Consider the following 23,893-nt stretch of genomic DNA (forward strand, 5'->3'; position numbering starts at 1 on the left):
TTTTCTAAACTACAAAATTATAAAAATCTTTTTTCATAAAGATGCCAGGAACTTATACCTACCGCAATAACCACCAGCATACATATCAAAGCCATTACAAACGGATTGTAATCTTCGAACAATCCTAAAGTCTGGAAAGTTCTGATAATAGGGAAGTGGAAAATATAGATTCCGTAAGTGAAATCACCATATTTTCCGAAATTATTTAAGAATTTGAATGAATAGGCAATGTACATGACGATAACACCAATCATCATTGGGGAAAAAAGCTGAATGTTTAAAAATAAATCAATCCACACCGTGGCGAAAGCAATGATGAAAATGATATTTTTATGTTGGATGAATTTATCAAAATTAAAGTAAATCAGCATTCCGGGGATAAAATAGGATAATGTTCCGGGAAGCTGTTTGGCAACTGAAATTTTATTTAAAGATTCAAAATAATTGAGATAAATAAGTGATAAAAAATATAAGATAACTAAACTTATATTCCTGTATTTATTATTCTTTCCGAAAAGCAAAAACAACAAAGGCACTGCAAAATAGTAGCACATTTCTATTTTCAGTGTCCAAAGGGCACCATTCACTGCCTGATTTCCAAAAACTCCGGGAAGCCAGGGTGCTTTAAAATTTAAAAATAATGAATTCCAAAATAGGTATTTGTAAACTTGTGTATTGCTGAAATATTCGGTGAAAGAATAGGTACTCACCAAGCATAATAAAATAGCACATAAAAAAACAACCAATAAGTAAGCGGGAACAATTCTTTTGATTCTCTTTTTTAAATAACTTTTCAGGCTTGAAGATCTGTCATAGCTCCTTGCAATAAGAAATCCACTCACTGCAAAAAAACCGAAAACGGCAATTTCTATCGGGCTGTGCTCAAAAATCTTGAGATCAGGAGAAGCGCTGAGGGTGCCAAGATGTCCAAGAAAGACGATAAAGGCGAGGAGAACACGTATAAAGTCAAAATTGTTTTTCGTTATATCCTGCATTTGTATTTTGTTTCCTGCAAAAATAACTTTTTTTATAGAATGAATGATGCTCATGTATTCATTATTTGTTAAATAAAGGGAAAATGGGGCCTGAGTATTTAAAAATATATATAAATAAAGGTTGATGAAATAATTTTTCATAAAAAATAGTAATATAAATCAAAAAAATTATAATTTTAGCGCTTGAAAAAATTGATCTATGAAGAAATTAGCATTACTATTTGCAGGTTTATCATTGTTTGCAGCTACAGGATGTAGTGATAGCAATGATGCTGTTTTGGAAGCTCCTCTAGTTGGGACCTGGCAACCATTGAAAGAAGTGGTTACTACTGTTAAGACTGGTGAAGATCCGGTTTCTAACACGATTACTTATACGGACTGCCAGAAACAAACCAGATGGTGGTTCAGCGTTGATTCCAAAGGAGGGAAAACAAACTGGGGAGATACCGCTACACCAGGTCAGTGTGCTATTCTTTCAGATATAAAATTCAACTATACTTATAATAAGGAAGGAAAAGATGTTCAGATGAAAATTCAGGGAGTAGTAGAGCCTCAGAATGCAAAGATTATTACGTTGGATAATACAACACTCAATCTTGCTGTAAGAGAAGAGACTCAGGATCCTAAGATATTTCAGACCAGAACTTATACTTTCAAAAGAGTTCCACAATAATAATATACTTCAGGACATAAAAATAGATCTCATCCCCGGATGGGATTTTTTTGTTGAGCAGAGAATGGCAATTCATTATAAATTAAATTTCTATTTACTTTAAAATCATTAATTTTGTGAATCTTGTCAAAAAGATAAATAATTCAGTCTAACATATAACATATATATAAAGTGTTTTACGATCATCAGCAGATAGAAAAAAAGTGGCAGAAATACTGGGAGGAAAATCAAACCTATAAAACCTCTAATAACACAGATAAACCTAAGTTTTATGTACTCGATATGTTTCCGTATCCATCAGGAGCAGGACTTCACGTAGGTCACCCGCTGGGATATATTGCATCAGATATCTATGCGAGATACAAAAGACATCAGGGATTTAATGTACTTCACCCGGTAGGATATGACAGCTTTGGACTCCCTGCTGAACAGTATGCGATCCAGACAGGACAGCATCCGGCTGTTACTACAGAACAAAACATCAACAGATACGAAGAGCAGCTGAAAAAAATCGGTTTTTCATTCGACTGGAGCAGAGAAGTAAGAACTTCAGACGCTTCTTATTATAAATGGACACAATGGATTTTCATTCAGTTGTACCACTCCTGGTATAATAAAAATACCGACAAAGCAGAATCTATTGATTCATTAATTCAGCATTTTGAAGAAAAAGGAACAGAAGGATTAAATGCTAATCAGAATGACGAATTAAACTTTACCGCAGAAGAATGGAAAATTGCTTCCGATCTTGATAAAGAAGATATCCTTTTAAACTATCGTCTTTCTTATAGAGCAGAAACCACTGTAAACTGGTGTCCTGCATTAGGAACCGTATTGGCTAACGATGAGGTGAAGGATGGAAAATCCGAAAGAGGAGGATTTCCTGTATTCCAAAAGAAAATGATGCAGTGGAGTATGAGAATTTCTGCTTATTCTGAAAGATTATTGCAGGGATTAAATACATTAGACTGGCCACAGCCTTTGAAAGATTCTCAGGAATACTGGATCGGAAAATCTCAGGGAGCACAAGTTCAGTTCAAAGTAGAGGGTCATGACGAAACCGTTGAGGTATTCACCACAAGACCTGATACCATCTTTGGAGCAACCTTTATGGTATTGGCTCCTGAAAATCCATTAGTGGAAACCATTACTACAGATGCTCAAAAAGTAGAAGTAGATACTTATATTGAAGAAACTTCCAAAAAAACGGAGAGAGACAGAATGTCTGACGTGAAAAACGTGAGCGGAGCTTTTACCGGAAGTTATGCAGTCAACCCATTCAGCAATGAAAAAATGCCAATCTATATTTCAGACTATGTATTGATGGGATATGGAACAGGAGCTGTGATGGCAGTTCCGGCACATGATGAGCGTGACCACAGATTTGCAAAGAAATTTAATCTTGAAATCAAGAAAGTGGTGGAAACAGAAGAAGACGTTCAGGAAAAATCTTTTGATTCTAAAGATTCCGTTTGTGTAAATTCTGATTTCTTAAACGGATTACATTATAATGAAGCGAAAGCAAAAATGATTTCCGAGATCGAAACTAAAGGTATCGGTCATGGAACGACAAACTACAGACAGCGTGATGCTATTTTCTCAAGACAGCGTTATTGGGGAGAACCAGTTCCTATATATTATAAGGATGGAATGCCTTACACGTTGCCGACTTCTGCTTTACCATTGGAACTTCCTGAAGTTGAAAAATACTTACCTACAGAAGATGGAGATCCGCCTCTAGGAAATGCAAAAGAATTTGCATGGGATGAGGCCAACCAGAAAGTAGTTGCTACAGATCTTATTGATGATAAAACAATCTTCCCGTTAGAATTATCTACAATGCCGGGATGGGCAGGAAGCTCATGGTACTTCCTTAGATATATGGATCCTAATGATGAAGAAACTTTTGTTAAAAAAGAATTAGCAGATTATTGGGGACAGGTAGATCTATATATAGGAGGAAGCGAACACGCAACCGGCCACTTATTATATTCCCGTTTCTGGAACATGTTCCTAAAAGACAGAGGATATATCAGCCATGATGAGCCATTCCAGAAATTAATCAACCAGGGGATGATCTTGGGGATGAGTGCATTTGTATACAGAATCGACGGTACTAATCAATATGTATCTAAAAATTTAGCTAAAGATTATCAGACTCAGCAGATCCACGTAGACGTATCCTTATTAAAAGGAACCTCTGACGAATTGGATACTGAAGCCTTCAAAGCATGGAGACCAGATTATGCAGAGGCCGAATTTATTTTGGAAGACGGAAAATACATCACAGACCGTGAAGTAGAAAAAATGTCCAAGTCAAAATATAACGTAGTAAATCCTGATGACATCTGCGAAGAGTACGGAGCAGACGGTTTAAGATTATATGAAATGTTCTTAGGACCATTAGAGCAATCCAAGCCTTGGAATACACAAGGGCTAAGCGGAGTATATGGTTTCCTTAAAAAATTCTGGAACCTGTATTTCAACGGAGATGTATTTGAAGTTTCAGACGAAGAACCTACAAAAGCAGAATACAAAGTTTTACATACCTTAATAAAGAAGGTAGTATATGATATTGAAAACTTCTCATTCAATACATCCGTATCATCATTTATGATTGCTGTGAACGAGCTTCAGAAAATAAAATGCAACAAGCGCAATATTTTAGAACCGCTTGCCATTATCATTTCTCCGTATGCACCTCACATCTGTGAAGAACTATGGAGTTTATTAGGAAACGGTACATCTATCGAGTTTGAAAAATTCCCGGCATTGAATGAGGATTATCTGGTTGAAGACGAAATTGAGTATCCGGTAAGCGTAAATGGTAAAATGAAATTCAAAATTTCACTTTCGGCTCAATTATCTGCTAAGGAAGTAGAAGATTTGGTGATTTCGAACGAGAAAATGCAACAGATTTTGGAGGGTAATACCCCTAAAAAAATCATTGTAGTCCCTCACCGTATTGTGAATATCGTAATTTAAAAAAAAATTAACATTGGGAAATTAAAAAAAATGGGGGTCTTATTTTTTTGATTTTTTAACTGAAATGTTAAATTTGGAAAAAATAAATAAAATAATTTAAAATAATTATTATTTCGAAATCGTATTAAAATTTCTTTATCAAAAAAAAGCAAAATGTTTAATTAAGACTCTTGCATTTTAATTAATTTTGCCTTTAATTTACACCCTGTAAAATTTTAAAACAATATAATTTAGTTAAATATGGAAATGAATGTTTCAAAAAATGATGAGCAAGTAGTTGCTAGAAAGGCAGGAGGTTTAAATCCAGCTGTTATTATTCCTATTCTATTTGCTATAGGAGTATGTATTTATTTATTCGTTCTTGGGAGCCCAGGAAACTTTAAAGATGCAGATAAACTAGGAAGTGGTTCTGTAGCTTTTTCAAGTGTTGAAGGAAAAGACATTCACCCAGAATCGTTTTTAGGTATTATCTACAAAGGAGGGGTTATCGTACCAATCTTGATTACTTTCATGATTACTGTAATTGTTTTCTCTTTTGAAAGATATTTCGTTCTTGGTAAAGCTGCTGGAAAAGGAAACTTAGACAACTTCGTTGTACAAGTAAGAAGCTTACTAAACCAAAACAAAATTGACGAAGCTATCGAAGAGTGTGACAGACAACAAGGTTCTGTAGGTAACGTAGTGAAGGAAGGTCTTACTACTTACAAAGCACTTTCTCACGATAACACATTAAATAAGGAGCAGAAAATGGTAGCACTTAACAAAGCTATCGAAGAAGCTACAACTCTTGAGATGCCAATGCTTGAGAAAAACATGATGATCCTTTCTACTCTAGGTACTGTTGCAACGCTAATCGCACTACTTGGAACGGTAATCGGGATGATCAAGGCATTCTTTGCATTAGGTTCAGGAGGTGGTACTCCAGATGCTGCTGCTCTATCTACTGGTATCTCTGAAGCCTTGATCAACACGGCATTAGGTATTGGTACTTCAGCAATTGCTATTATCCTTTATAACTTCTTTACATCTAAAATTGATGGATTAACTTACAAGATCGATGAGATCTCTATGAGTATCCAACAATCTTTCGCTGAATTCAACTAAGAATTAGCAAGATATTTGCATTAGCAATTAAAAGAAGTTTAATTAAAAATATTTTATAATAATGGCGAGAGTCAAACCTAAAAGACATGGAGTCGTAACGGACATGACCGCAATGTGTGACGTTGCGTTCCTACTTCTTACGTTCTTTATCTTGACCACTCAGTTTAAAAAACCTGACGTGGAGCAGATCAAACCGCCATCTTCAATTTCGGAAAAATTGCTTCCTGATGCTAGTTTAATGACTATCAACGCTACTCCGGACGGAAAATTCTATTTCCAACCGGTAGAAAATGCATCAGAAAGACTTGCTCTTTTGGATAAAATGGGACAAAAGTATGGAATTACTTTTGACAACAACCAAAAAGCAGCTTTCCAGAAAGTTCAGGCAATTGGAGTTCCAATGAACCAGCTTAAAGGTTACTTGGATATGCCTGCAGATGAGCAGAAAAATTATAAGAGTCCTTCAGGAATTCCTATGGACAGTACAAATAAGCAATTAATTGATTGGGTAAAAGAAAGTTTAAGCGTTAACCCTGACTACAAGTTAGCTATTAAAGGTGACGTTACAACGCAATACCCTAAAGTGAAAAGCCTATTTGAGGGTTTAAGAGATATTGATTTTCTTAAATTTTGGTTGATTACATCACAAGAAGGTAAACCTAACGAATAATATCGATAGAAATGGCAGAAGTACAAGTACAAGAAAAAGGCGGCAAGGGCGGCAAGGTCCGTTCCAAGAAGCAGAACACCAGAGTCGATATGACTCCGATGGTAGACTTGGGTTTTCTATTGATTACCTTCTTTATGTTCACAACTACATTTAGTAAACCGAATGTTATGGATTTGGGTCTTCCGGCTAAACCGAAAGATGAAACAAAAAAACCACCTCCAACAGAAATTAAACTTTCAAACTCAATTTCTATCTTATTAGGAAAAAACAATAGAGTTTTTTGGCACCAACAAGATGCTACATCATTGAATGACCAAACTCTTATGGAAACTACTCTTGATAGAGAAGGAATTAGAAAAGTAATTCAGCAGGCAAAATCTAGAGCTGCAGATCAAACGAAATTTACCGTGATCATCAAGCCAACTGACGATGCTATATATAAGAACTTTGTTGATATTCTTGACGAAATGGCAATTACCAAAAGTGAGCAGTACGGGGTTACTGACATCAAGCCTTGGGAAAAAGCTATTTATGAGAAGAAAGTAGGAGGTGCTGCTGCGCCAGCTGCTACAAAGTAATTTAACCATAAAATTGTATATCTAATCTATGGCAGATGAAAATGTATACGGTCAGAATCTTACTTTAGACGAGATCGTATTTGAAAATAGAAACAAGGAATATGGTGCCTATGATCTTAGACATCAGTATCCGAGACTTTTAACAAAGTCTTTTATCATCGGAACAGCATTATTCCTTTTGGCAGCTTTGTCTCCGTTCATCTATCTTACGATTAAAAATCTTACAGCTCCGCCTAAGCAAGAAGTTAAGGCAGATCTAGTAGATATTATCGAAGAAGATCCGATTATCGAGCAGCCTAAAGAAGAAGAACCACCACCACCTCCGCCTCCAAAAGAGGAAGAGAAAATTGAAGTAATTCAGAATGTGGTTCCAGAGCCCGTAAAAGCTCCGAAAATTGAAACGCCACCACCACCAATCTCTAAGCAGTTGGAAACTACAACTGGTTTGAATAATCAGGAGGGGGTAAAGGCTCCGGCTTATACGCCACCACCACCACCACCATCTACAGGTACTAAAGCTAGTACTGTAGAAGTGAAGGCGAACAACCCGAACGAGATCTACAAAGATGTTGACCAGTCTGCAGAATATCCTGGAGGTATGGGAGCATTAAGAAAGTTCTTGGGAGATAACTTCGATACTTCTCTAATGGAAGGAGGTGAAGGAACGCTTAAAGCTAAGCTGAAGTTCGTTGTAGAAAAAGATGGAACTGTTTCTGCAGTTACTATTGAGGAGAAATCTCCAAATGGCGACTTCAACAATGAAGCGATACGTGTAGTTAAGAAACTTAAAAAATGGACTCCTGCGAAGAGAAACGGGGAGAGCGTTAGATCTTACTATAGTGTACCATTTACTATGAACTTTGAATAAGACTTATTTATTCAAAATATAAATAAAAAAGAGAAGCTTATGCTTCTCTTTTTATTTTTTTTGGTATTTTTGTTACATGATGTTCAATTGGTTATCCCTCGTAACGGGATTGTTTTATATCGTTTTAGGAATTGTAGTGATTGTCTACAAATTCTTCTTTACTACTTTAGAACCTGCTATTGCCTATGCATTAGGTGTAGTGCTGATTATTTATGGTATTTTTAGAATTTACAGGGCGATCTCAAGAATTAAAAAATCGAGAAATGAAGAATAGTTTTAAGCTTGTAGCAATTTTTGTTTTGAGCATAATGCTTGCAAGCTGCAAAAAGGAGAAAAACGCTCCTTCCTATCACAAAGGTGAACTTACAATTTTTACTGACGAATCCTTCCAAAGCGTCACAGAAGCATTAGCTGATGGCTATATGATCAACTACCCTGACACCCATATCAAAGTAGAAACAAAGAAAGAAGACTTAGGACTTCTTGATCTTCTGAAAGGAAGTGCGAAAGCAGTGGTTATGTCCAGAAATCTTACTCCTGAAGAAATAAAAACATATGAAGAAAGAACTGATTTGAAGTTCCTTCCTTCTAAATTTGCTGCAGATGCAGTGGTTTTTGTAGTTCCTAAAGATTCCCCAAAAGAAAGTATTTCAATGGAGGAAGTCAATGCTGGGTTGATGTCTGATAAAAAAGAATTTATTTTTGATGGAACCAACTCAAGTAATCTGAATTTTGTCGCTGAAAAATTTAAAAAACAGCCAAAAGACCTTCAATTTTCTATTATTCCGGGAAATCAGAAGATTATAGAGGAATTAGGAAAATACCCTAATAAAATAGGTGTTGTAGGACTCAATACTTTTAGCCGTCCTTATGATAAAACTTCGGAGAAATTAAGAGAAATGGTTAAAGTTCTTCCTGTAGTAAATAAAGGAAAATTATATAATGCGGATTTCGAAGGACTTCGTACTATGGAATATCCATTTACAAGAGTACTTTATTTTCTTATCAACGAAGGTAATTTTAATATTGCCAATGGATTTATAAGATTTTCATGTACTCATTTAGGCCAAAAAATTGTGCAGAAAGAAGGATTGCAGCCTTATAATATTTATAAGAGAGAGGTGCAAATGCGTTAAAAAATATTAAATTCGCAATTTATCCTTATTAAAATTTTTGATTTGGTCTGAAAATTGTGTAGAATAAAACTCAATTATTAGAAAATATAAAATGAAAGATATAATGAATATGAATGTAAAGAAGATTGCTTTTGGAGCAGCCGTGGTATTTTTTACCGGTTTTGCCTCTGCACAAACACTGCAGGATGGTATCAATAGTATAGACAGTGATAAATTTGCTCAGGCAAAAACGAATTTCACTGAAATGATCGCTAAAGAGCCTACAGCTGACAACTACTTCTATTTGGGAAATACTTTCTTAAGACAAGGAGAGCCTGATTATGCTAAAGCAACTGAAAGTTTCAACAAAGGATTAGCTGCTGATGCAAAAAGCTATCTTAACAAAATCGGTTTAGCTGCTGTTAAATTAGGTAAAGGTGATAAAAATGCCGTAGCCGAAATTCAGAAAGTAGTAACTGATTCAAAAGAAAAAGATGCTGAAGTTCTGTTTAGAGCTGCAGAAGCTTTAACTTTATTTGAAAAGAACAGTTCACCTGATCTTGCTATCCAGTTTTTGACTAAAGCTATTGAGAAAGCTGAGAAAAAAGGAGTTCCTGCACATTACTATTATACATTAGGAGATGCTTACAGATTAAAAAGAATGCCGGGAGAGGCTATGTCTGCTTATGATAAAGCATTACCTACTGCTAAAAATAAAGCTTCCGTTTATACAAGAATGGCAACTTTATGGATGGCAGCGCAACAGTGGCAGCAAGCTAAGCAAAACATTGATAAAGCTATCGGTGTAGATGCTACTTACGCTCCTGCATATAAAGCATTGGCTGGTTATGATATCAGATATCAGCAGAATGCAAAAGCAACTCAAGACCTTATCAACTATACAAAGTATGCTGATGAGGATCCGTATACTCAATTAGAAATTGCGAAATTATACTTCACAAACGAAGATTATGCAAACTCTAAAACTGTTTTAGATAAAATCTTTGACAAAATAGATGACCCTATCAAGTTCAAACTAAGAGCTTACCAGTCATATGCAGATAAAAATTATGCAGATGCTAAGCAAAATATGGATACGTTTGTTTCTCAAGCTGAGAAAACAAGAGTACAACCTGCTGACCAAGGTTTACAGGGACTTATTGCTGCTGGTTTAGCAAAAGATGAAAAGGACGCTGCTAAGAAAACAGCTTTAATGACAGAAGCTCAACAAAAAGTTGGTATTGCTAAAGCTGCTAAAGATGAAACCATGAAGTGGGATCTTGAATTAGCTAACATCGCTGGAGGTGGTGGTGTGTCTCAGTCAGAAGTTGACAAAGGACCTACTAACCCTACTATTGAGGCATTAAAACAGAAAGTTGCTGCTAATAACCAGGATTCTGATTCATTATTTAAGCTAGCTACAGCTTACCAGGATGTTAAAAACTGGAACGGAGCAATTGCTACATGGCAAAAAATGTCTACTCTACTTCCCGACTGGGCTCCGGCTTATTACAGCCAGGGATATTCTTACCAACAGGCAGGAAATAATGATGCGGCAAAAATTGCTTATGAGAAATTCATCAGTACAGTAAAACCAGCAGATCAGGAGGCAAACAAACAAACTCTTGCTTATGCTTACTTTGCAGTTGCATATATGAGCAAAGATTCTGATGCTGCTAAAGCAAAAGATTATGTAGCAAAATCTCTTCAGCTGGATCCTACTTACCAGGACGCTGTGAAATTAAATGCTGAGATCAATAAGTAATTTAAAAATTAAATTATAGATATTAAAACTTCCCATTCGTAATGTTTGGGAAGTTTTTATTTTAAACTTATCTTTGATTATATGAAAACTGATATACTTGCTTTTGGAGCGCATCCTGATGATGTAGAATTGGGGTGTGGAGGAACTATTGCTAAAATGGTTTCAGAGGGTAAAAAATGTGTGGTTGTAGATCTTACAAGAGGAGAGCTCGGAACGAGAGGTACGGATGAAACCAGAAAAGCTGAAGCTGCAGATGCTGCTAAAATTTTAGGACTCTCCGCAAGAGAGAACCTTGGAATGAAAGATGGCTTTCTGGTAAATTCTGAGGAATACCAAATGAGGATCGTAAAAATGATCCGCAAATACCGCCCGGAAATCGTCTTGGCTAATGCGATTGATGATAGACATCCAGATCATGCAAAAGGAGCGAAATTAGTATCGGATGCGTGCTTTTTGTCCGGACTGAGAAAAATCGAGACTGTACTGGACGGGGAGACACAGGAAGTGTGGAGACCAAAACATGTTTTTCATTATATTCAGTGGAAAGATATCAAACCGGAATTTGTAATTGATATCTCGGAACATCTTAATACAAAATTGGAAGCTTGTATGGCTTATAAAACCCAGTTTTATGATCCAACTTCTAAGGAACCTGAAACTCCGATTACCACAAAAGACTTTTACGAGAGCTTAACATACCGCGCACAGGATTTAGGCCGATTATCGGGAGTTACTTACGCTGAGGGCTTTACGTCTGAAAAGTTAATTTCTTTGAAAAATTTTGATGGAATTGTTTGGTAGTTGAGGAAAATGTCCTATATTTGCACTCACAAAACGGTGATTGTAGCTCAGTTGGTTAGAGCGTCGGATTGTGGTTCCGAAGGTCGGGGGTTCGAGACCCCTCATTCACCCTAAATTAGCACATTTTCTTATGAAAATGTGCTTTTTGTTTTATGTCTAAACAATTAAATCAAATTAACATACCACTTTTTGGTGTGTTAATTTTTTTATCCTGAATTAGAAAAAGTATATTTGCACGGTAATGATCAACATAATCGGGGATGAAAAATATCTACTTTTTACTTTTTATACTTAATTCTATACTTATTTCTTCAACAGTAAGGTATGTGAATGTTAATTCCAATGCTGGGAGTGCACCTTATACTTCATGGGCTACAGCAAGTAATGATTTGCAGGCCGTAATAAATGCAAGTCAGATTGGAGATGAAATTTGGGTTGCCAGCGGAACTTATTTTCCTACCAGAGATACTTTTGGAAATACTTCTCCTTCAGATAGTCGTGATAAAACATTTTATCTGAAAGATGGGATTTCTGTATATGGTGGTTTCAATGGAACAGAAACATCATTAGCCGACCGAAACATAGGCAGTAATATAACAATCCTGAATGGTGATTTAGGTGATTTAGGAACAGTCAATGATAATTGTTATCATGTTGTGCTGTTTTCCGGAAACAGTACCAGTGCAATTGGTGTAAAATTAGATGGATTTTCTATTACCGGTGGTTTTGCAATGGGTACTGTCAATAACAATGTAAACGGAAATGTTGCTTCCAGACTGGCAGGCCCGGCAATCTATTTTATTAATGGAAATAATGTTATTTCCAATAATAAGATTTATATGAACACTGGTTATTCTGGCGGAGGTATCTATACTTCGACCAGTAATAACATGATTTCTAACAATGAGATTTATAATAATAAAGCGCATTATGATGGAGGAGGAGTGAGTGTATTTAAGGGAACAAATACTATTACCAATAACTATATTCATGATAATATTGCTACTGGCGATGGAGGAGGTATTTATGCAGTTTTAGGTGTAGATAATGTGATCAGTAAAAATATGATTGGAAAAAATAAAGGAGGAATCAGTCAGATTGATACTTATTATTATAGCGGTGGTGGTATTTATACCGAAAAGGGCTCGAATCTTATTGTGAATAATGTGCTTTATGAAAATACATCAAACTATATGGGAGGAGGGATTTTTCTTTATTACGGACAAAATAAAGTCATTAATAATACCATTTACAAAAATACAGGAACGAGAGGTGGTGGCTTTTTTACCTATTTAGGAAATAACTTCGTGAAAAATAATATATTTTGGGGCAATATTAATGGGACAGATAATCAGCCTGGTGCAGATTACAAAAATCATAATGATTGGCCGGCAGAAAATTATTTCTATAATAATCTGTTTCAGTTACCACAAGGCTTTTATACCTCAGCAAACCAAAATTCTTTGTATGGCTATCCAAATAATAAATTCCAGATTAACCCAAGTTTTAAAGATGAAACCAGTGTTTTCGGAGCAGATGGTATTTTAAGAACGTCAGATGATGGGTTGTCATTATTGCCAAATAGTGTTGCCGTCAATTACGGGCAATTGACTGATGCACCAACCGATGATATAACAGGACTGGTTCGTATGGGTAATCCTGATGTTGGAGCCTATGAACTGATGGGGAATTTGGGGAGTAAAGAATTAAAACTTGATCAGTTTAGAATTTATCCTAATCCGGCTAAAGATGTTTTGAATATAGAAATCAACAATAAAATTTTAAAAGTAGAAATCTTTACTATATCCGGACAACTTATAAAAACCACAAAAGAATCGAAGGTTGATATTTCAGCATTTCTGCCAGGAACATATTTTCTCAATGTAGTGACGGAAAATAAAACCATTACAGAGAAATTTATAAAGAAATAATTTCAGGTAAATCTTACCGTATTTTAGCCTTTCAAAATTTGAAAGGCTTTTTTATATATTTCTCTTTCTGCATTGATAAACTCTTCCTTTAGCTTATAAAATGGTATGTAAAGTTCTTTAAATAAATTCTATGATTGGTGATTAAAACATTTATATTTGTTTAACCAGACTCGTGAGAAAAATCTCATTAAAATTACCTTAATCAAAGCTATTAACATGAAAAAACTCTTTACAATTCTTATTGCCTTTTTGGCAATAAAATCTTATTCTCAATCAGGTTCCCAATCTTATTATAAACGTCTGTTTGATACCAGAGGTCTTGACCAGTGGGATGGTAATTCAACAAGTCCCGATCAACTTGAATTTGCCTGGGGTGTACCTGCTCATATGGAAGCATTGGTGTTAATGTATGAGAAAACACTTGAAAAAAAATATGCGGAAACTTTAATTAAGTGTATCGGAAATACTATTGACAGAAGAGATGACCTGAGAAATCCGACGCTTGGATACCCTATAATTTATGATTACCGCCATATTTCTGGTGCTGCCTGGTCAACTAATCATTACAATGCAACAACGGATACTACAGGATTGCCTTATTCTCATTTGGTGCATAGTGCTAATATTACCTATCCTATGGCTAAGTTTGCAGCAATAGTTAAAAACAACACTGCTATTCAAAATTTGACATATGGTTCACCAACGGGTCGTTATGCAGGTCAAAGCTATATCGCAATTGCTAATGACCTCATCCAGAAAATAAAGGAAACGCTTGCTTACCACGCAGACCAATGGTATACAGAACCAGGCTCTACTACTATAGGTTATTATAAAGAGCGAAGTGATAATAACCCACCAATAGCTTTTCCAGGTGTAATTTTGCCATTCAATATGCAAAGTTCAGTGGGAAGAGTGCTGGTACAGATGTATAGAGCAACGAGTGACAATAATTATCTTACCCAGCTCAATAAAATTGCTAATTTTATAAAATCAAATACCCAGCTTAATGCGACTTTGGGATCAAATGTCTGGACCTATTGGAAACACGATGATTTGCGTGAAGATATTTCCCACGCTGATTTGACAGCAGCATTTCCTTATGAATGTAATAAGTATGGTATTTCATTCAATGGAAACCTTATTTATACCACTGCAGATATAAATGCATATACTAAAACGTTGACAAAAGATATTTATATTTCTCCCTTACATATAAAAAATGGGGTGAATTATAATGGTGAGAATTGGAATATCAAGTATAATATTAATACCTCTGATCCTGCTGTAACTCCCCGATATGGAACTTATACGGCATATTTATGGTTGTATTTATCTCAATATGATGATAAAACTTTATATCAGATAGTTTCTGATTTGCAGGCTGCCAAAAACTATTATAGTAACATAACAGTATTTGATTCTTCTATCACATGGGCGCTTTTATCAAATTTTGAAAATTTAGTGGTACCTGTCAATACAGATCATGAGTATGGTGAAGATTCTGATTGGAGAGGTATTGCAAACGGTAATTTTGATGGAGATAGCGACGATGAATTTGTGGTAATAAGAAATTTTGATGGATTGATGCAGGCTTTAGAACCATATGACAGAGGTTTTCGCCAGGTGGCTACCAGTAAAGTATATGGTGGCTCCAATAACTGGAAAGGGTTAGCTGCAGGTGATTTCTTTGGAGATAATAAAAGTGAGATCATAGCTTTAAATGATCATACAGATGCCGACCAAAACGGTATTTATGTTTTGAAAATTGAAAACGGCAGCATTGTGGAACATACAAGATATATCGGATGGGGAGCTCAATCCGAGTGGGTAGGTGCTGCTGCAGGAAACTTTATCAGCGGCGGAAAAGATGATGTAATCACAGTAAGAAATTTTAATAAAGAAGCTAGAGTGAGCAAATTTGTTGGAACAGATATGCAATCAGTGTATTTAAATACACTTAATCTGCCTGCAAGTTCTAAAATCAAAGCAGTGGCATCAGGTGATCTTGATAAAGATGGCAAAGATGAATTAGTACTGCTTGTAGATGCTGATGATAGTAATGCTATATATAATGGTATCCATGTTTACCGTGTAAGCGACAGTGGTGTTCTTACAAAAATTACAGAATTTACAAACTGGGGCTCAGCTTCGGATTGGAAAGGTTTGGCTGTTGGTGACATTGATGCAGATGGTGCTGCTGAAATTATTGCTCACAGAAACTTTGACGGAGACTATAAATTATTTAAACTGAACGGAAATGTCTTATCGGGTATTACTGCTGAAAAGTTTCCGGTTCTGCAAACCAAAAATAATGTAATGTGTTTCGGAAATTTTGATCCAAGTACAAAGAATGAAGAATTGGCTACTCTCAGAAAAGATGGAGGTATTGTAATGTTTTCTTCGGCGAATGTTACAAACAGTGTGATTAACTTGAATAACAGAACTGCAGATCCTTGTAGAAATGAGCAGCCAGATGTATTATTCAGTTTCCTGAAGTCACCCTCTTTACATAAAGAAGAATCTAAAGAGATAGTATCTGTAAAATAAGAAATTATAATATTCAATAGAAACGGGCTTTAGCCCGTTTTTTTATGTTTTGATTGTAAGGCATAAAAAAAGCATCTTTTTCAGATGCTTGTGTTTTTAAATATTCTTTTTTAAACTTCGTCGTCAGAATCAATAGTGAAAGATCTGCTCTTAAAGTCTTTGTCATGTTTTTCTGAAATTACATCCTCACCCTTTTCATTAATGATGAAATCTGTGGACTCATTAAACATCTCCTGGAAACTCTTAAAATCTTCCTTGTAAAGGTAAATTTTATGCTTCTCGAATGTAGCTTCCCCATTCTCTCCGAAATTCTTCTTACTCTCAGTGATTGTAAGATAATAATCTCCTGCTTTCGTCTCGCGCACATCAAAGAAATAAGTTCTTCTCCCTGCTTTTAACACCTTAGTGAAAATTTCATTTTCATGGCGTTCCTTGTATTCACTCATTGTTAGATATTTTTTAATCTTGTTAAGAACAAATATAAAAGAATTCTTTTAATCACAAAATTTTTTTTATGATTTATTTAACAATTGAGAACGAAACGGCTAAGCAGTTACAGAATTGGTAATTTCCGTAAGGTTGAGAATTTGATTCGCTTTTTGAGCGCTAGACTCTCTGTGTGTGATGATTATGGAAGTAGCATTGCTTATTTTTTTATCAATATTTTCCAGAATATTCTGCTCTGTTTCGGTGTCTAAAGCAGACAGAGAATCGTCAAAAATGATAATATTTGGGTCTTTAATTAGAGCTCTTGCAATACATATTCTTTGCTTTTGTCCCCCCGAAAGCATTACCCCGCGTTCACCAACAAGTGTTTTATATTGCTCTTTAAACTCTACAATATTTTTATGAACATCAGCAATATTTGCATATTCTATTACTTTCTCATGAGACGGATGATCAATGGCAAAACCAATGTTATTTTCTATAGAATCTGAGAATAAATAACTCTCCTGAGGAATATATCCGATAAAGTCTCTGTAGTTATTCAGATTATGGTCTTTAAGATTTTTACCATCAATTAAAATTTCGCCTTCTGTTGGATCTATTAATCGGCAAAGCAGTAAAGCTATTGTTGATTTTCCACTTCCGGTTTTACCCATAATGGCTAAAGATTCTCCGGCCTTTACTTTAAAACTTAAATTATCCAGTGCTTTGATTCCGGTATTCGGATATACATAAGACACATTTCTGAATTCAATATCTCCTTTAATAGGATAGTTTTCAAAATTCGTATTAATGATCTCAGATTTTTTATCCATAAATTCATTGATCCTCTGCATAGAAGCTTCAGCTCTTTGGTTCACAGAAGTTACCCATCCTACCATAGAAAAAGGAAAAATCAAAGTGTTGATATACATGAAGAAATCTGCAATTTTACCAATACTTAATTCTCCTGCAATATATTTGGTACCTCCGATCCAGATGATCGCTACGTTTAGTAACCCAATGACAAAAAGAATGATCGTAAAGAAATAAGCCTCTGTTTTGGCCAGATCCAATGCTTTATTCTGATAATCTGTTACTTTAATTCCGTAGTTTTTTTCAATATATTTTTCTCTTGCAAAAAATTTTACCACACGGATTCCCGAAAAACTATCCTGAACAAAAGTTGAAATGGCAGACTGGCTTTTCTGCATGATCTTTGACTTTTTGTTGATGATTGAGCTTACCTTATAAATAGCAAAAGACAAAATAGGAAGCGGAAGAAGCGTCCACATAGTCATGGAAGCATCCGTTTTCACCATATAAATAGCTGTGATTACTACAAGAACAATAAGGTTAGCTACATACATAACGCCTGGGCCAAGATACATTCTTACCGCTACAACATCTTCGCTTAATCTGTTCATCAGGTCTCCAATGGTTGTCTGCTTATAATCCGTTAAAGATAAATCCTGATAATGTCTGTAGATTTTATTTTTAAGCTCATATTCAATCCTTCTGGAAGCAACAATGATAGTCTGTCTCATCATGAAGGTGAAAATTCCGGTCAGAAGAGAACATCCTACAATAATTCCAACATAGATCAGAACCTGATTGTTAAAGCCAAGGTTTCCACTTTTTGTAAGTTCATCCACAGATTTTCCTACAAACTGTACCTTATATATATTGAAGAAATTACTGGCAATGATAAATAGTACCCCCCAAAACAGCAGTATTTTGTGTTTCCAAAAATAGGGGTTTAAGGTTTTAAGCGCTTTCATATAGTTGCACAAAATTACAAAAATGTCATCACACTACGAATTTCATCAATTTTAAATTTTGTATCTTTGCACCCATAAAAAAGCTCTTTGAATGTTAGGAAGACGACAAATCCGTGAAAAAGTAGTACAGACAGTGTATTCTTACTACCAAAATCCTGTAAAATTTGATGTTTTAGAGAAAAACATGTTTGCCGGGATAGAGAAAATCTATTATCTATACATCTATCAGCTCAACTTTTTGGTTGGTTTGAAAGATTTGGCAGAAAATCAGATCGAAATTGGTAAGAATAAATATCTTAAAACTGATGCTGATATTAATCCTAACCAAAAATTCATCAACAATCAAGTCTTGCTTAAACTGGAAGAAAATCCTGAAAGATTATTTTTTACAGGTCAGCACAAGCAATTGAAATGGGATATGCATGATGACTTATTGGTAAAGACTTTCCAGAGAATTACAGCTGGGAAACGTTATCAGGATTTCATGAAAGAAGAAGGATACTCTTTTGAAGATGATCAAAAATTTATCGGTAAATTATTCTTAAGATATATTGCTGAAAATGAAGATTTTCATGATTATTTAGGAGATAAGGAACTTTCATGGTATGATGATATCCACATCGCCAATTCAATGGTGCAAAAAACGATCGGTTTCCTCAGAGAAGATGAAGAAAGCAGAACTTTAATCAAAATGATTAAAGATGAAGAAGATAAAACATTCGCTGCAAAATTGTTGAGAGATACCCTGAACAACTGGGAAAACAACGAAAAGAAACTGGAAGAAAGACTGGAAAACTGGGATCTGGAAAGAGTTTCTCTAATGGATAAAGTAATTCTGTCTACAGCAATTGCAGAGCTTGATAACTTTGCTTTCACACCTTCAAGAGTAATCATTAATGAATATATTGAAATTGCAAAAGTATTTGCTACAGACCGTTCCAATATCTTCATCAATGGTATTTTAGATAAATATTGTAAAGATCAAAATAGAATATAAAATGAAAAAGACGTTATCAATTATCGCCTTGTCTATTATAGGCTTTGGGTTAGTTTCATGTAAAAAAGAAAACAAAGAAACTCAAAGTACTGAAACTGCAACTACAGATTCAGCAGCTGTTGCGGCTCCGGTAACTACTGGTTCTACTGCAGTACCTGGAACTGGTGAAGCACCTGCTCCGGTTTCTAACGAACCATCTACTTCTGTTGCGCTGTCTGAAAACAGCTTCGATTTTGGAAAAATCAAAAAAGGAGATAAAGTAGAACACGTATACGAAATTACCAATACCGGGAAAAATCCATTGATCATTTCTGAAGTAAAACCTGGATGCGGATGTACAGCTCCTGATTTTACAAAAGAGCCAATCATGCCTGGTAAAAAAGGAAAAGTTACGTTGCACTTTGATTCTTCAAGCTTTGACGGAAACGTTCAAAAGTATGCAGATGTTTTTGCAAACGTAGAGAAAGCTCCAATCAGATTAACGTTCACAGCGAACATTCAACCATAATACTTAAAATATGTTGACACTATTTTTACAGGCAGCAGGAGGATCTTCACCTATGATGCTAATCATGATGGGGGTAATGTTTGTAGGATTTTATTTCCTGATGATCAGACCTCAGATGAAAAAACAAAAACAGGAGAAAAACTTTCAGGAGAACCTTAAAGTAGGAACCAGAGTAGTTCTTACATCAGGTCTTCACGGAAGAATTGCTCAGGTTCAGGATGACGGTTTTGTGATCGAAACATTATCCGGAAAACTAAAGTTTGAAAAAGCAGCGGTTTCCAGAGAAATGACAGAATCCCGTTTTGGAGATAAAGCAAAAACTGCTGATAAGGCAGACGACAGAAAAGAAACATCAACTGAAGAAAAAAAATAATTCAGTCTGAAGATATTTAGCTGCGGCGGGTGAACGAAGTTCACCCGCCGCAGATTTTTTATATACAATAAGTTGAGCAGTATTTGTGCTCATTTGTGAAAACAATTAGTGAGATGAGTGTTTAATAAAAAAATTATCTTTGTCCCATGAATCAAAACACAAATAAAACAGTTCTTATTCTGGGAGCCAATTCAGATGTTGCAAAGCAATGCATGAAACAATATGTGGAGAAAGGTTTTTCCGTGATCGCGGCTTCCAGGGATACAGCCTCTTTGAATGATTTCATTGATTCAAATAATCTTGACCAATCAAAAGTATCTGTTTTGTATTTTGATGCTGCAGATTTTGATTCTCATCAGAAATTCTATTCTGATCTTTCCACAAAACCTAATATTGTGGTGTATGCGGCCGGATTTTTAGTCGACAATCAAAATGCTTTGGCAGATTTCAAAGGTGCTAAGCAAATGATGGAGGTTAATTATATGGGGGGTGTTTCTATACTGAGCATTATTGCGATGGATAAAAGCAATAAAAATCTTGAAAGAATCATCGGTCTATCCTCCTTGTCTGGGGTAAGAGGGAGAAAAAGCAATTTTGTCTACGGAAGTACTAAAGCGGCATTTACCCAGTTTCTTGCTGGATTAAGACAGGAGCTTGCTTCCCGTAAAATCATTGTGAATGCTTTGGTCATTGGTTATATCAGAACAAAAATCAATGAAGGGTTGGAATTGAATGAGTCATTGATCATGGAGCCAGATTATGTAGCAAGATGTATTGTGAATGCAGGAAACTCCTTCACTGTTGTTCCGAATTACAAATGGAAGATCATTTACTTTATTTTAAAGATGCTTCCGGAAAATCTGGCGGCAAAACTTCCGTAGAATATATTCGTTTTAAATATTTTTTTAATACTATTCCAGTCGCAATTTGAATTTAGGTTATGCATTTTAATGGTCTGATTATATTTTAATTGTTTGATTTACAGTATTTTATGTTTTTTAATGTATTTTGCTGACTCTCATTTTTAAAAATTCATTTATACCCAGTTTGCAAGGCATATGTTTTCAAATCTACATTTGGAGAGAAATTGTAATGAATTAAAAAATAGGCTTTAATCTGTTTTTTCTTATAGATTTGAAATAAATTTTGAAATTGATTTTAGCCATTATGTTCTTCTCCTCATAAGATTCTAAAACTAAAATAATGGAAAAATTAATTTTACCTATTGCTGTACTGACCTCGGTATTCGCTTATTCGCAGGTCGGTATTAATAACAATGATCCAAAGGCTACATTGGATATTGAAGCGAAAACCACAGATGGGAGTAAACCGGAAGGGCTTCTTGCTCCAAGACTGACAGGAGACCAGATAAGACTGGGAAATGCATCTTATACTTCAGCACAAACCGGAATCATTATTTATGCAATATCTCCGGATAGTACTCCGGCAGGTAAGACAGTTAATATTATTGCTCCCGGATATTATTATTTTGATGGTGCTATATGGCAGAAAGTTATTGCAGGAAATTCTGCAGATTCAACAGATGATGCATGGGTCAACGATATAACCAATACAATGGTTAAACTTGGAACACAATCTGATGGAAGTACAGCAAGAATCGTGGGAACGGATGTTGTAATTAAAGACCAGGGCAGTGTAGGTATTGGTACAATTTCTCCTGCGACAAACGCTGTTTTAGAATTGTCTTCTTCAAATAAAGGATTTCTTCCCCCAAGAATGGCATTAACAGGAGATACCGATACCACTACAATTCCTTCACCATCTGCTGGGATGATTGTCTATAATACCTCCACCAGCTCGACACTGAACAAAGGGATCACTTATTATGATGGCATTAGCTGGAAACAACTTGTACCTGCCAATGTTGCTAACAGTTCTGCAGTGGTAGACTTACAGACCAGTATAACAACAGGGAACTCATCATCAGGTTCTATGGCAGGTTCTGTACAGCTTAATTTTGGAACTATTACAGCTCCTTCAGATGGCTCTTATGCATTTTCATTCAGGCTTTATGGTACAACTTCCGGCAGTGGAAGAGGAATTTTCTATATCTATCTTCTGAAGAGCAATTCCGGGGGAGATACTTTGGTGGATGTGGCAGAATTGAATCCATACTGTTTTGGAGGAACTGACGCTACTACTTATTCTGTTACACTGTCTGCCGGAGGAGTGTCTCAGGGAGACACTTTTAAAATTTATATGGGACGATATAACGGCGGCGGCGCTGTTTCTCCTACATGGACTTTAAGAGGAAATCCTGGAAGTAATGCAAATAAAACTTCTTTCACATGGTGGAAATTATAATCATCCTATAAATTTAAACCTAGGAATTAATTATAAAAAAAATAACATACTTTTTTAATGTATCATTTATTAAAAAGTTTAATTATAATCTTAAATTGACTTTAATAAATATATTTGGTACATTAAAGTATTGATCAGATTATTCAGCTCTGAATAATTATTTCATCACATTGGTTGTTATGTAATAATATTGTATTATTGATACAACTTGCTTTTATTCAGTAAGTTTCAATCTGTTCATGATTCTTTTGCCTTTCAGTAGAATTAAATATTAATTCTCATTAGTTGAACTTCGGTACTGTTTTTGTAATTCTATGAGCGAAAAATTATTTCTTCCTGTAAGATTCAATTTCTGAATGATTATTGAGTAAGCTGAAACTATCTGTTCTGCTGTCAATCTATTTTAATCTATAATATGATTTACTTTCACTAAGCTAGTGTGAGGTAAATTTCTTTTTGAAGCGGATTATACTTTTGTTCAATTTCATTTTTACATCTTACAGGAGATATCAATCATCATTGATATTAACAGTAAAAAATACACTACAAAAATGGACGATTTAGAACTGAATAAGATTCAACAACATTGGGACACATTAATTTCTTCAGCAATTTCATGGGCACCGAGAGTTTTTACTGCAATTATTTCTTCAGTATTAATTTACCTGATCGGATCATGGATGATAAGAATGATCAAAAAGCTGGTGGAAAAAGCGTTCAAAAAACGTAATATGGAGGCTTCCTTGAAGCATTTTCTTTTAAATATTATCAGCTGGGGACTTAATATCCTGTTGTTTATAGTTGTGGTAACTCAGCTGGGAGTGCAGACTTCATCATTTGTAGCAATGATTGGTGCAGCAACTTTAGCATTAGGATTAGCGTTGCAGGGATCATTGGCCAATTTTGCCGGAGGAATATTAATCTTATTATTAAAACCTTTTAAAATAGGTGATTTTATTTCTACCAATTCCGGAGTTTCAGGAACTGTAGATGCAATAGATATCTTTCAAACAAAACTGATCACTCCACAAAATCAATTGATCATTATTCCTAACGGTGTGGTATCGAATAATAGCATTACCAATTTTACTCAATTAGGAACAAGAAGAACATCCCTGGATATTGGAGTTGCTTATGATGCAGATCTTAGGAAAACAAAAGATATTTTAATGAATGTTATTAGAGGCAATCAATATGCTCTTACAACGCCTGCTCCACAGGTAGTGGTGACGGAGCTTGGTGAAAGTGCAGTGAATCTATCGATAAGAGTGAGTACTGCAACTGAAAATTTCTGGGCTATGAATGAAGAACTAATCATAGGTTGTAAAGAAGCTCTCGACAAGGCAGGAATTGGAATTCCTTTTCCGCAACGAGATATTCATGTTTACAATCAATAGTTATATTTAATTTTTTAAGAAACTCCTGCATGGTAATAATGCGGGAGTTTTTAT

General features: G+C 35.2%; 21 protein-coding genes and 1 tRNA gene. 19 read left to right on the forward strand and 3 right to left on the reverse strand.

Features of this window, described 5'->3' with window-relative positions:
- Positions 1 to 17: 17 nt before the first annotated feature.
- The gene (locus tag ACM6F9_RS01405) at positions 18 to 1,049 is read right to left on the reverse strand and encodes an acyltransferase family protein (protein ID WP_414844082.1); all 1,032 of its coding nucleotides are present in this window, start codon (positions 1,047 to 1,049) and stop codon (positions 18 to 20) included.
- A 145-nt stretch (positions 1,050 to 1,194) separates the two neighbouring features.
- Between ACM6F9_RS01405 and ACM6F9_RS01410 the strand changes: the two genes are divergently transcribed.
- The 13 genes from ACM6F9_RS01410 to ACM6F9_RS01470 all read left to right on the forward strand — a co-directional run bounded on the left by ACM6F9_RS01410 (position 1,195) and on the right by ACM6F9_RS01470 (position 16,032).
- The gene (locus ACM6F9_RS01410) at positions 1,195 to 1,668 is read left to right on the forward strand and encodes a lipocalin family protein (protein ID WP_105701199.1); all 474 of its coding nucleotides are present in this window, start codon (positions 1,195 to 1,197) and stop codon (positions 1,666 to 1,668) included.
- Positions 1,669 to 1,839: 171 nt separating this feature from the next.
- Complete coding sequence (gene leuS / locus ACM6F9_RS01415; RefSeq protein WP_414844083.1) at positions 1,840 to 4,653, forward strand: leucine--tRNA ligase; 2,814 nt, start codon at positions 1,840 to 1,842, stop codon at positions 4,651 to 4,653.
- Between the two features lie 240 nt (positions 4,654 to 4,893).
- Positions 4,894 to 5,757 (forward strand): MotA/TolQ/ExbB proton channel family protein, encoded by an 864-nt coding sequence (locus ACM6F9_RS01420; RefSeq protein WP_105701201.1) that lies wholly within the window; start codon positions 4,894 to 4,896, stop codon positions 5,755 to 5,757.
- A 61-nt stretch (positions 5,758 to 5,818) separates the two neighbouring features.
- Positions 5,819 to 6,427 carry an ExbD/TolR family protein gene (locus ACM6F9_RS01425; protein ID WP_414844084.1) on the forward strand — a complete coding sequence of 203 codons (609 nt, stop codon included), beginning with the start codon at positions 5,819 to 5,821 and terminating at the stop codon, positions 6,425 to 6,427.
- Between the two features lie 11 nt (positions 6,428 to 6,438).
- Positions 6,439 to 7,005, forward strand: coding sequence for a biopolymer transporter ExbD (locus ACM6F9_RS01430; protein ID WP_105701203.1), 567 nt, complete (start codon positions 6,439 to 6,441; stop codon positions 7,003 to 7,005).
- Between the two features lie 28 nt (positions 7,006 to 7,033).
- On the forward strand, positions 7,034 to 7,873 hold the full coding sequence (locus tag ACM6F9_RS01435; protein WP_414844085.1) for an energy transducer TonB: 840 nt from the start codon (positions 7,034 to 7,036) through the stop codon (positions 7,871 to 7,873).
- A 76-nt stretch (positions 7,874 to 7,949) separates the two neighbouring features.
- Positions 7,950 to 8,147, forward strand: a complete 198-nt coding sequence (locus tag ACM6F9_RS01440) for a DUF308 domain-containing protein (protein WP_185126146.1) — start codon at positions 7,950 to 7,952, stop codon at positions 8,145 to 8,147.
- Positions 8,137 to 9,009 (forward strand): PstS family phosphate ABC transporter substrate-binding protein, encoded by an 873-nt coding sequence (locus ACM6F9_RS01445; RefSeq protein ID WP_414844086.1) that lies wholly within the window; start codon positions 8,137 to 8,139, stop codon positions 9,007 to 9,009. Before ACM6F9_RS01440 ends, ACM6F9_RS01445 begins: the two co-directional genes overlap by 11 nt.
- 91 nt (positions 9,010 to 9,100) lie before the next feature.
- A complete protein-coding gene (locus ACM6F9_RS01450) occupies positions 9,101 to 10,753 on the forward strand; it encodes a tetratricopeptide repeat protein (RefSeq protein WP_414844087.1) in 1,653 nt (550 codons plus the stop codon).
- 81 nt (positions 10,754 to 10,834) lie between these two features.
- Positions 10,835 to 11,554 carry a bacillithiol biosynthesis deacetylase BshB1 gene (gene bshB1, locus ACM6F9_RS01455; RefSeq protein ID WP_414844088.1) on the forward strand — a complete coding sequence of 240 codons (720 nt, stop codon included), beginning with the start codon at positions 10,835 to 10,837 and terminating at the stop codon, positions 11,552 to 11,554.
- A 35-nt stretch (positions 11,555 to 11,589) separates the two neighbouring features.
- A tRNA-His gene (locus ACM6F9_RS01460) sits at positions 11,590 to 11,665 on the forward strand.
- A gap of 149 nt (positions 11,666 to 11,814) precedes the next feature.
- The gene (locus ACM6F9_RS01465) at positions 11,815 to 13,485 is read left to right on the forward strand and encodes a T9SS type A sorting domain-containing protein (protein ID WP_414844089.1); all 1,671 of its coding nucleotides are present in this window, start codon (positions 11,815 to 11,817) and stop codon (positions 13,483 to 13,485) included.
- Positions 13,486 to 13,701: 216 nt separating this feature from the next.
- Positions 13,702 to 16,032, forward strand: a complete 2,331-nt coding sequence (locus tag ACM6F9_RS01470) for an FG-GAP repeat domain-containing protein (RefSeq protein ID WP_414844090.1) — start codon at positions 13,702 to 13,704, stop codon at positions 16,030 to 16,032.
- Positions 16,033 to 16,142: 110 nt separating this feature from the next.
- On the opposite strand, the gene ACM6F9_RS01475 is transcribed toward ACM6F9_RS01470, so the two are convergent.
- Complete coding sequence (locus ACM6F9_RS01475) at positions 16,143 to 16,478, reverse strand: DUF3276 family protein (RefSeq protein WP_027375472.1); 336 nt, start codon at positions 16,476 to 16,478, stop codon at positions 16,143 to 16,145.
- Positions 16,479 to 16,577: 99 nt separating this feature from the next.
- Entirely contained in the window at positions 16,578 to 18,239 is a 1,662-nt protein-coding gene (locus tag ACM6F9_RS01480) for an ABC transporter ATP-binding protein (protein WP_414844091.1), read from the reverse strand.
- A gap of 91 nt (positions 18,240 to 18,330) precedes the next feature.
- Between ACM6F9_RS01480 and ACM6F9_RS01485 the strand changes: the two genes are divergently transcribed.
- The 6 genes from ACM6F9_RS01485 to ACM6F9_RS01510 all read left to right on the forward strand — a co-directional run bounded on the left by ACM6F9_RS01485 (position 18,331) and on the right by ACM6F9_RS01510 (position 23,839).
- On the forward strand, positions 18,331 to 19,236 hold the full coding sequence (locus tag ACM6F9_RS01485; protein WP_121489300.1) for a transcription antitermination protein NusB: 906 nt from the start codon (positions 18,331 to 18,333) through the stop codon (positions 19,234 to 19,236).
- A 1-nt stretch (position 19,237) separates the two neighbouring features.
- A complete protein-coding gene (locus tag ACM6F9_RS01490; RefSeq protein WP_414844092.1) occupies positions 19,238 to 19,744 on the forward strand; it encodes a DUF1573 domain-containing protein in 507 nt (168 codons plus the stop codon).
- A 10-nt stretch (positions 19,745 to 19,754) separates the two neighbouring features.
- Positions 19,755 to 20,117: a preprotein translocase subunit YajC gene (yajC, locus tag ACM6F9_RS01495; protein WP_414844093.1), complete on the forward strand. Its 363-nt coding sequence runs from the start codon at positions 19,755 to 19,757 to the stop codon at positions 20,115 to 20,117.
- 146 nt (positions 20,118 to 20,263) lie between these two features.
- Positions 20,264 to 20,998, forward strand: a complete 735-nt coding sequence (locus tag ACM6F9_RS01500; protein WP_414844094.1) for an SDR family NAD(P)-dependent oxidoreductase — start codon at positions 20,264 to 20,266, stop codon at positions 20,996 to 20,998.
- A 322-nt stretch (positions 20,999 to 21,320) separates the two neighbouring features.
- The gene (locus tag ACM6F9_RS01505) at positions 21,321 to 22,442 is read left to right on the forward strand and encodes a hypothetical protein (protein ID WP_414844095.1); all 1,122 of its coding nucleotides are present in this window, start codon (positions 21,321 to 21,323) and stop codon (positions 22,440 to 22,442) included.
- Between the two features lie 551 nt (positions 22,443 to 22,993).
- Positions 22,994 to 23,839, forward strand: a complete 846-nt coding sequence (locus ACM6F9_RS01510) for a mechanosensitive ion channel family protein (RefSeq protein ID WP_414844096.1) — start codon at positions 22,994 to 22,996, stop codon at positions 23,837 to 23,839.
- Positions 23,840 to 23,893: the final 54 nt, after the last annotated feature.

Source organism: Chryseobacterium sp. IT-36CA2 (genome assembly GCF_949767875.1).
Classification (GTDB): Bacteria; Bacteroidota; Bacteroidia; order Flavobacteriales; family Weeksellaceae; genus Chryseobacterium.

Excerpts from the sequence above, each read along its gene's own strand:
- ACM6F9_RS01405 (WP_414844082.1), bottom strand. The coding sequence starts at position 1,049 with ATGAGCATCATTCATTCTATAAAAAAAGTTATTTTTGCAGGAAACAAA.
- ACM6F9_RS01410 (WP_105701199.1), top strand. The coding sequence starts at position 1,195 with ATGAAGAAATTAGCATTACTATTTGCAGGTTTATCATTGTTTGCAGCT.
- ACM6F9_RS01420 (WP_105701201.1), top strand. The coding sequence starts at position 4,894 with ATGGAAATGAATGTTTCAAAAAATGATGAGCAAGTAGTTGCTAGAAAG.
- ACM6F9_RS01425 (WP_414844084.1), top strand. The coding sequence starts at position 5,819 with ATGGCGAGAGTCAAACCTAAAAGACATGGAGTCGTAACGGACATGACC.
- ACM6F9_RS01430 (WP_105701203.1), top strand. The coding sequence starts at position 6,439 with ATGGCAGAAGTACAAGTACAAGAAAAAGGCGGCAAGGGCGGCAAGGTC.
- ACM6F9_RS01435 (WP_414844085.1), top strand. The coding sequence starts at position 7,034 with ATGGCAGATGAAAATGTATACGGTCAGAATCTTACTTTAGACGAGATC.
- ACM6F9_RS01440 (WP_185126146.1), top strand. The coding sequence starts at position 7,950 with ATGATGTTCAATTGGTTATCCCTCGTAACGGGATTGTTTTATATCGTT.
- ACM6F9_RS01445 (WP_414844086.1), top strand. The coding sequence starts at position 8,137 with ATGAAGAATAGTTTTAAGCTTGTAGCAATTTTTGTTTTGAGCATAATG.
- ACM6F9_RS01450 (WP_414844087.1), top strand. The coding sequence starts at position 9,101 with ATGAAAGATATAATGAATATGAATGTAAAGAAGATTGCTTTTGGAGCA.
- bshB1 (WP_414844088.1), top strand. The coding sequence starts at position 10,835 with ATGAAAACTGATATACTTGCTTTTGGAGCGCATCCTGATGATGTAGAA.
- ACM6F9_RS01465 (WP_414844089.1), top strand. The coding sequence starts at position 11,815 with ATGAAAAATATCTACTTTTTACTTTTTATACTTAATTCTATACTTATT.
- ACM6F9_RS01470 (WP_414844090.1), top strand. The coding sequence starts at position 13,702 with ATGAAAAAACTCTTTACAATTCTTATTGCCTTTTTGGCAATAAAATCT.
- ACM6F9_RS01475 (WP_027375472.1), bottom strand. The coding sequence starts at position 16,478 with ATGAGTGAATACAAGGAACGCCATGAAAATGAAATTTTCACTAAGGTG.
- ACM6F9_RS01480 (WP_414844091.1), bottom strand. The coding sequence starts at position 18,239 with ATGAAAGCGCTTAAAACCTTAAACCCCTATTTTTGGAAACACAAAATA.
- ACM6F9_RS01485 (WP_121489300.1), top strand. The coding sequence starts at position 18,331 with ATGTTAGGAAGACGACAAATCCGTGAAAAAGTAGTACAGACAGTGTAT.
- ACM6F9_RS01490 (WP_414844092.1), top strand. The coding sequence starts at position 19,238 with ATGAAAAAGACGTTATCAATTATCGCCTTGTCTATTATAGGCTTTGGG.
- yajC (WP_414844093.1), top strand. The coding sequence starts at position 19,755 with ATGTTGACACTATTTTTACAGGCAGCAGGAGGATCTTCACCTATGATG.
- ACM6F9_RS01500 (WP_414844094.1), top strand. The coding sequence starts at position 20,264 with ATGAATCAAAACACAAATAAAACAGTTCTTATTCTGGGAGCCAATTCA.
- ACM6F9_RS01505 (WP_414844095.1), top strand. The coding sequence starts at position 21,321 with ATGGAAAAATTAATTTTACCTATTGCTGTACTGACCTCGGTATTCGCT.
- ACM6F9_RS01510 (WP_414844096.1), top strand. The coding sequence starts at position 22,994 with ATGGACGATTTAGAACTGAATAAGATTCAACAACATTGGGACACATTA.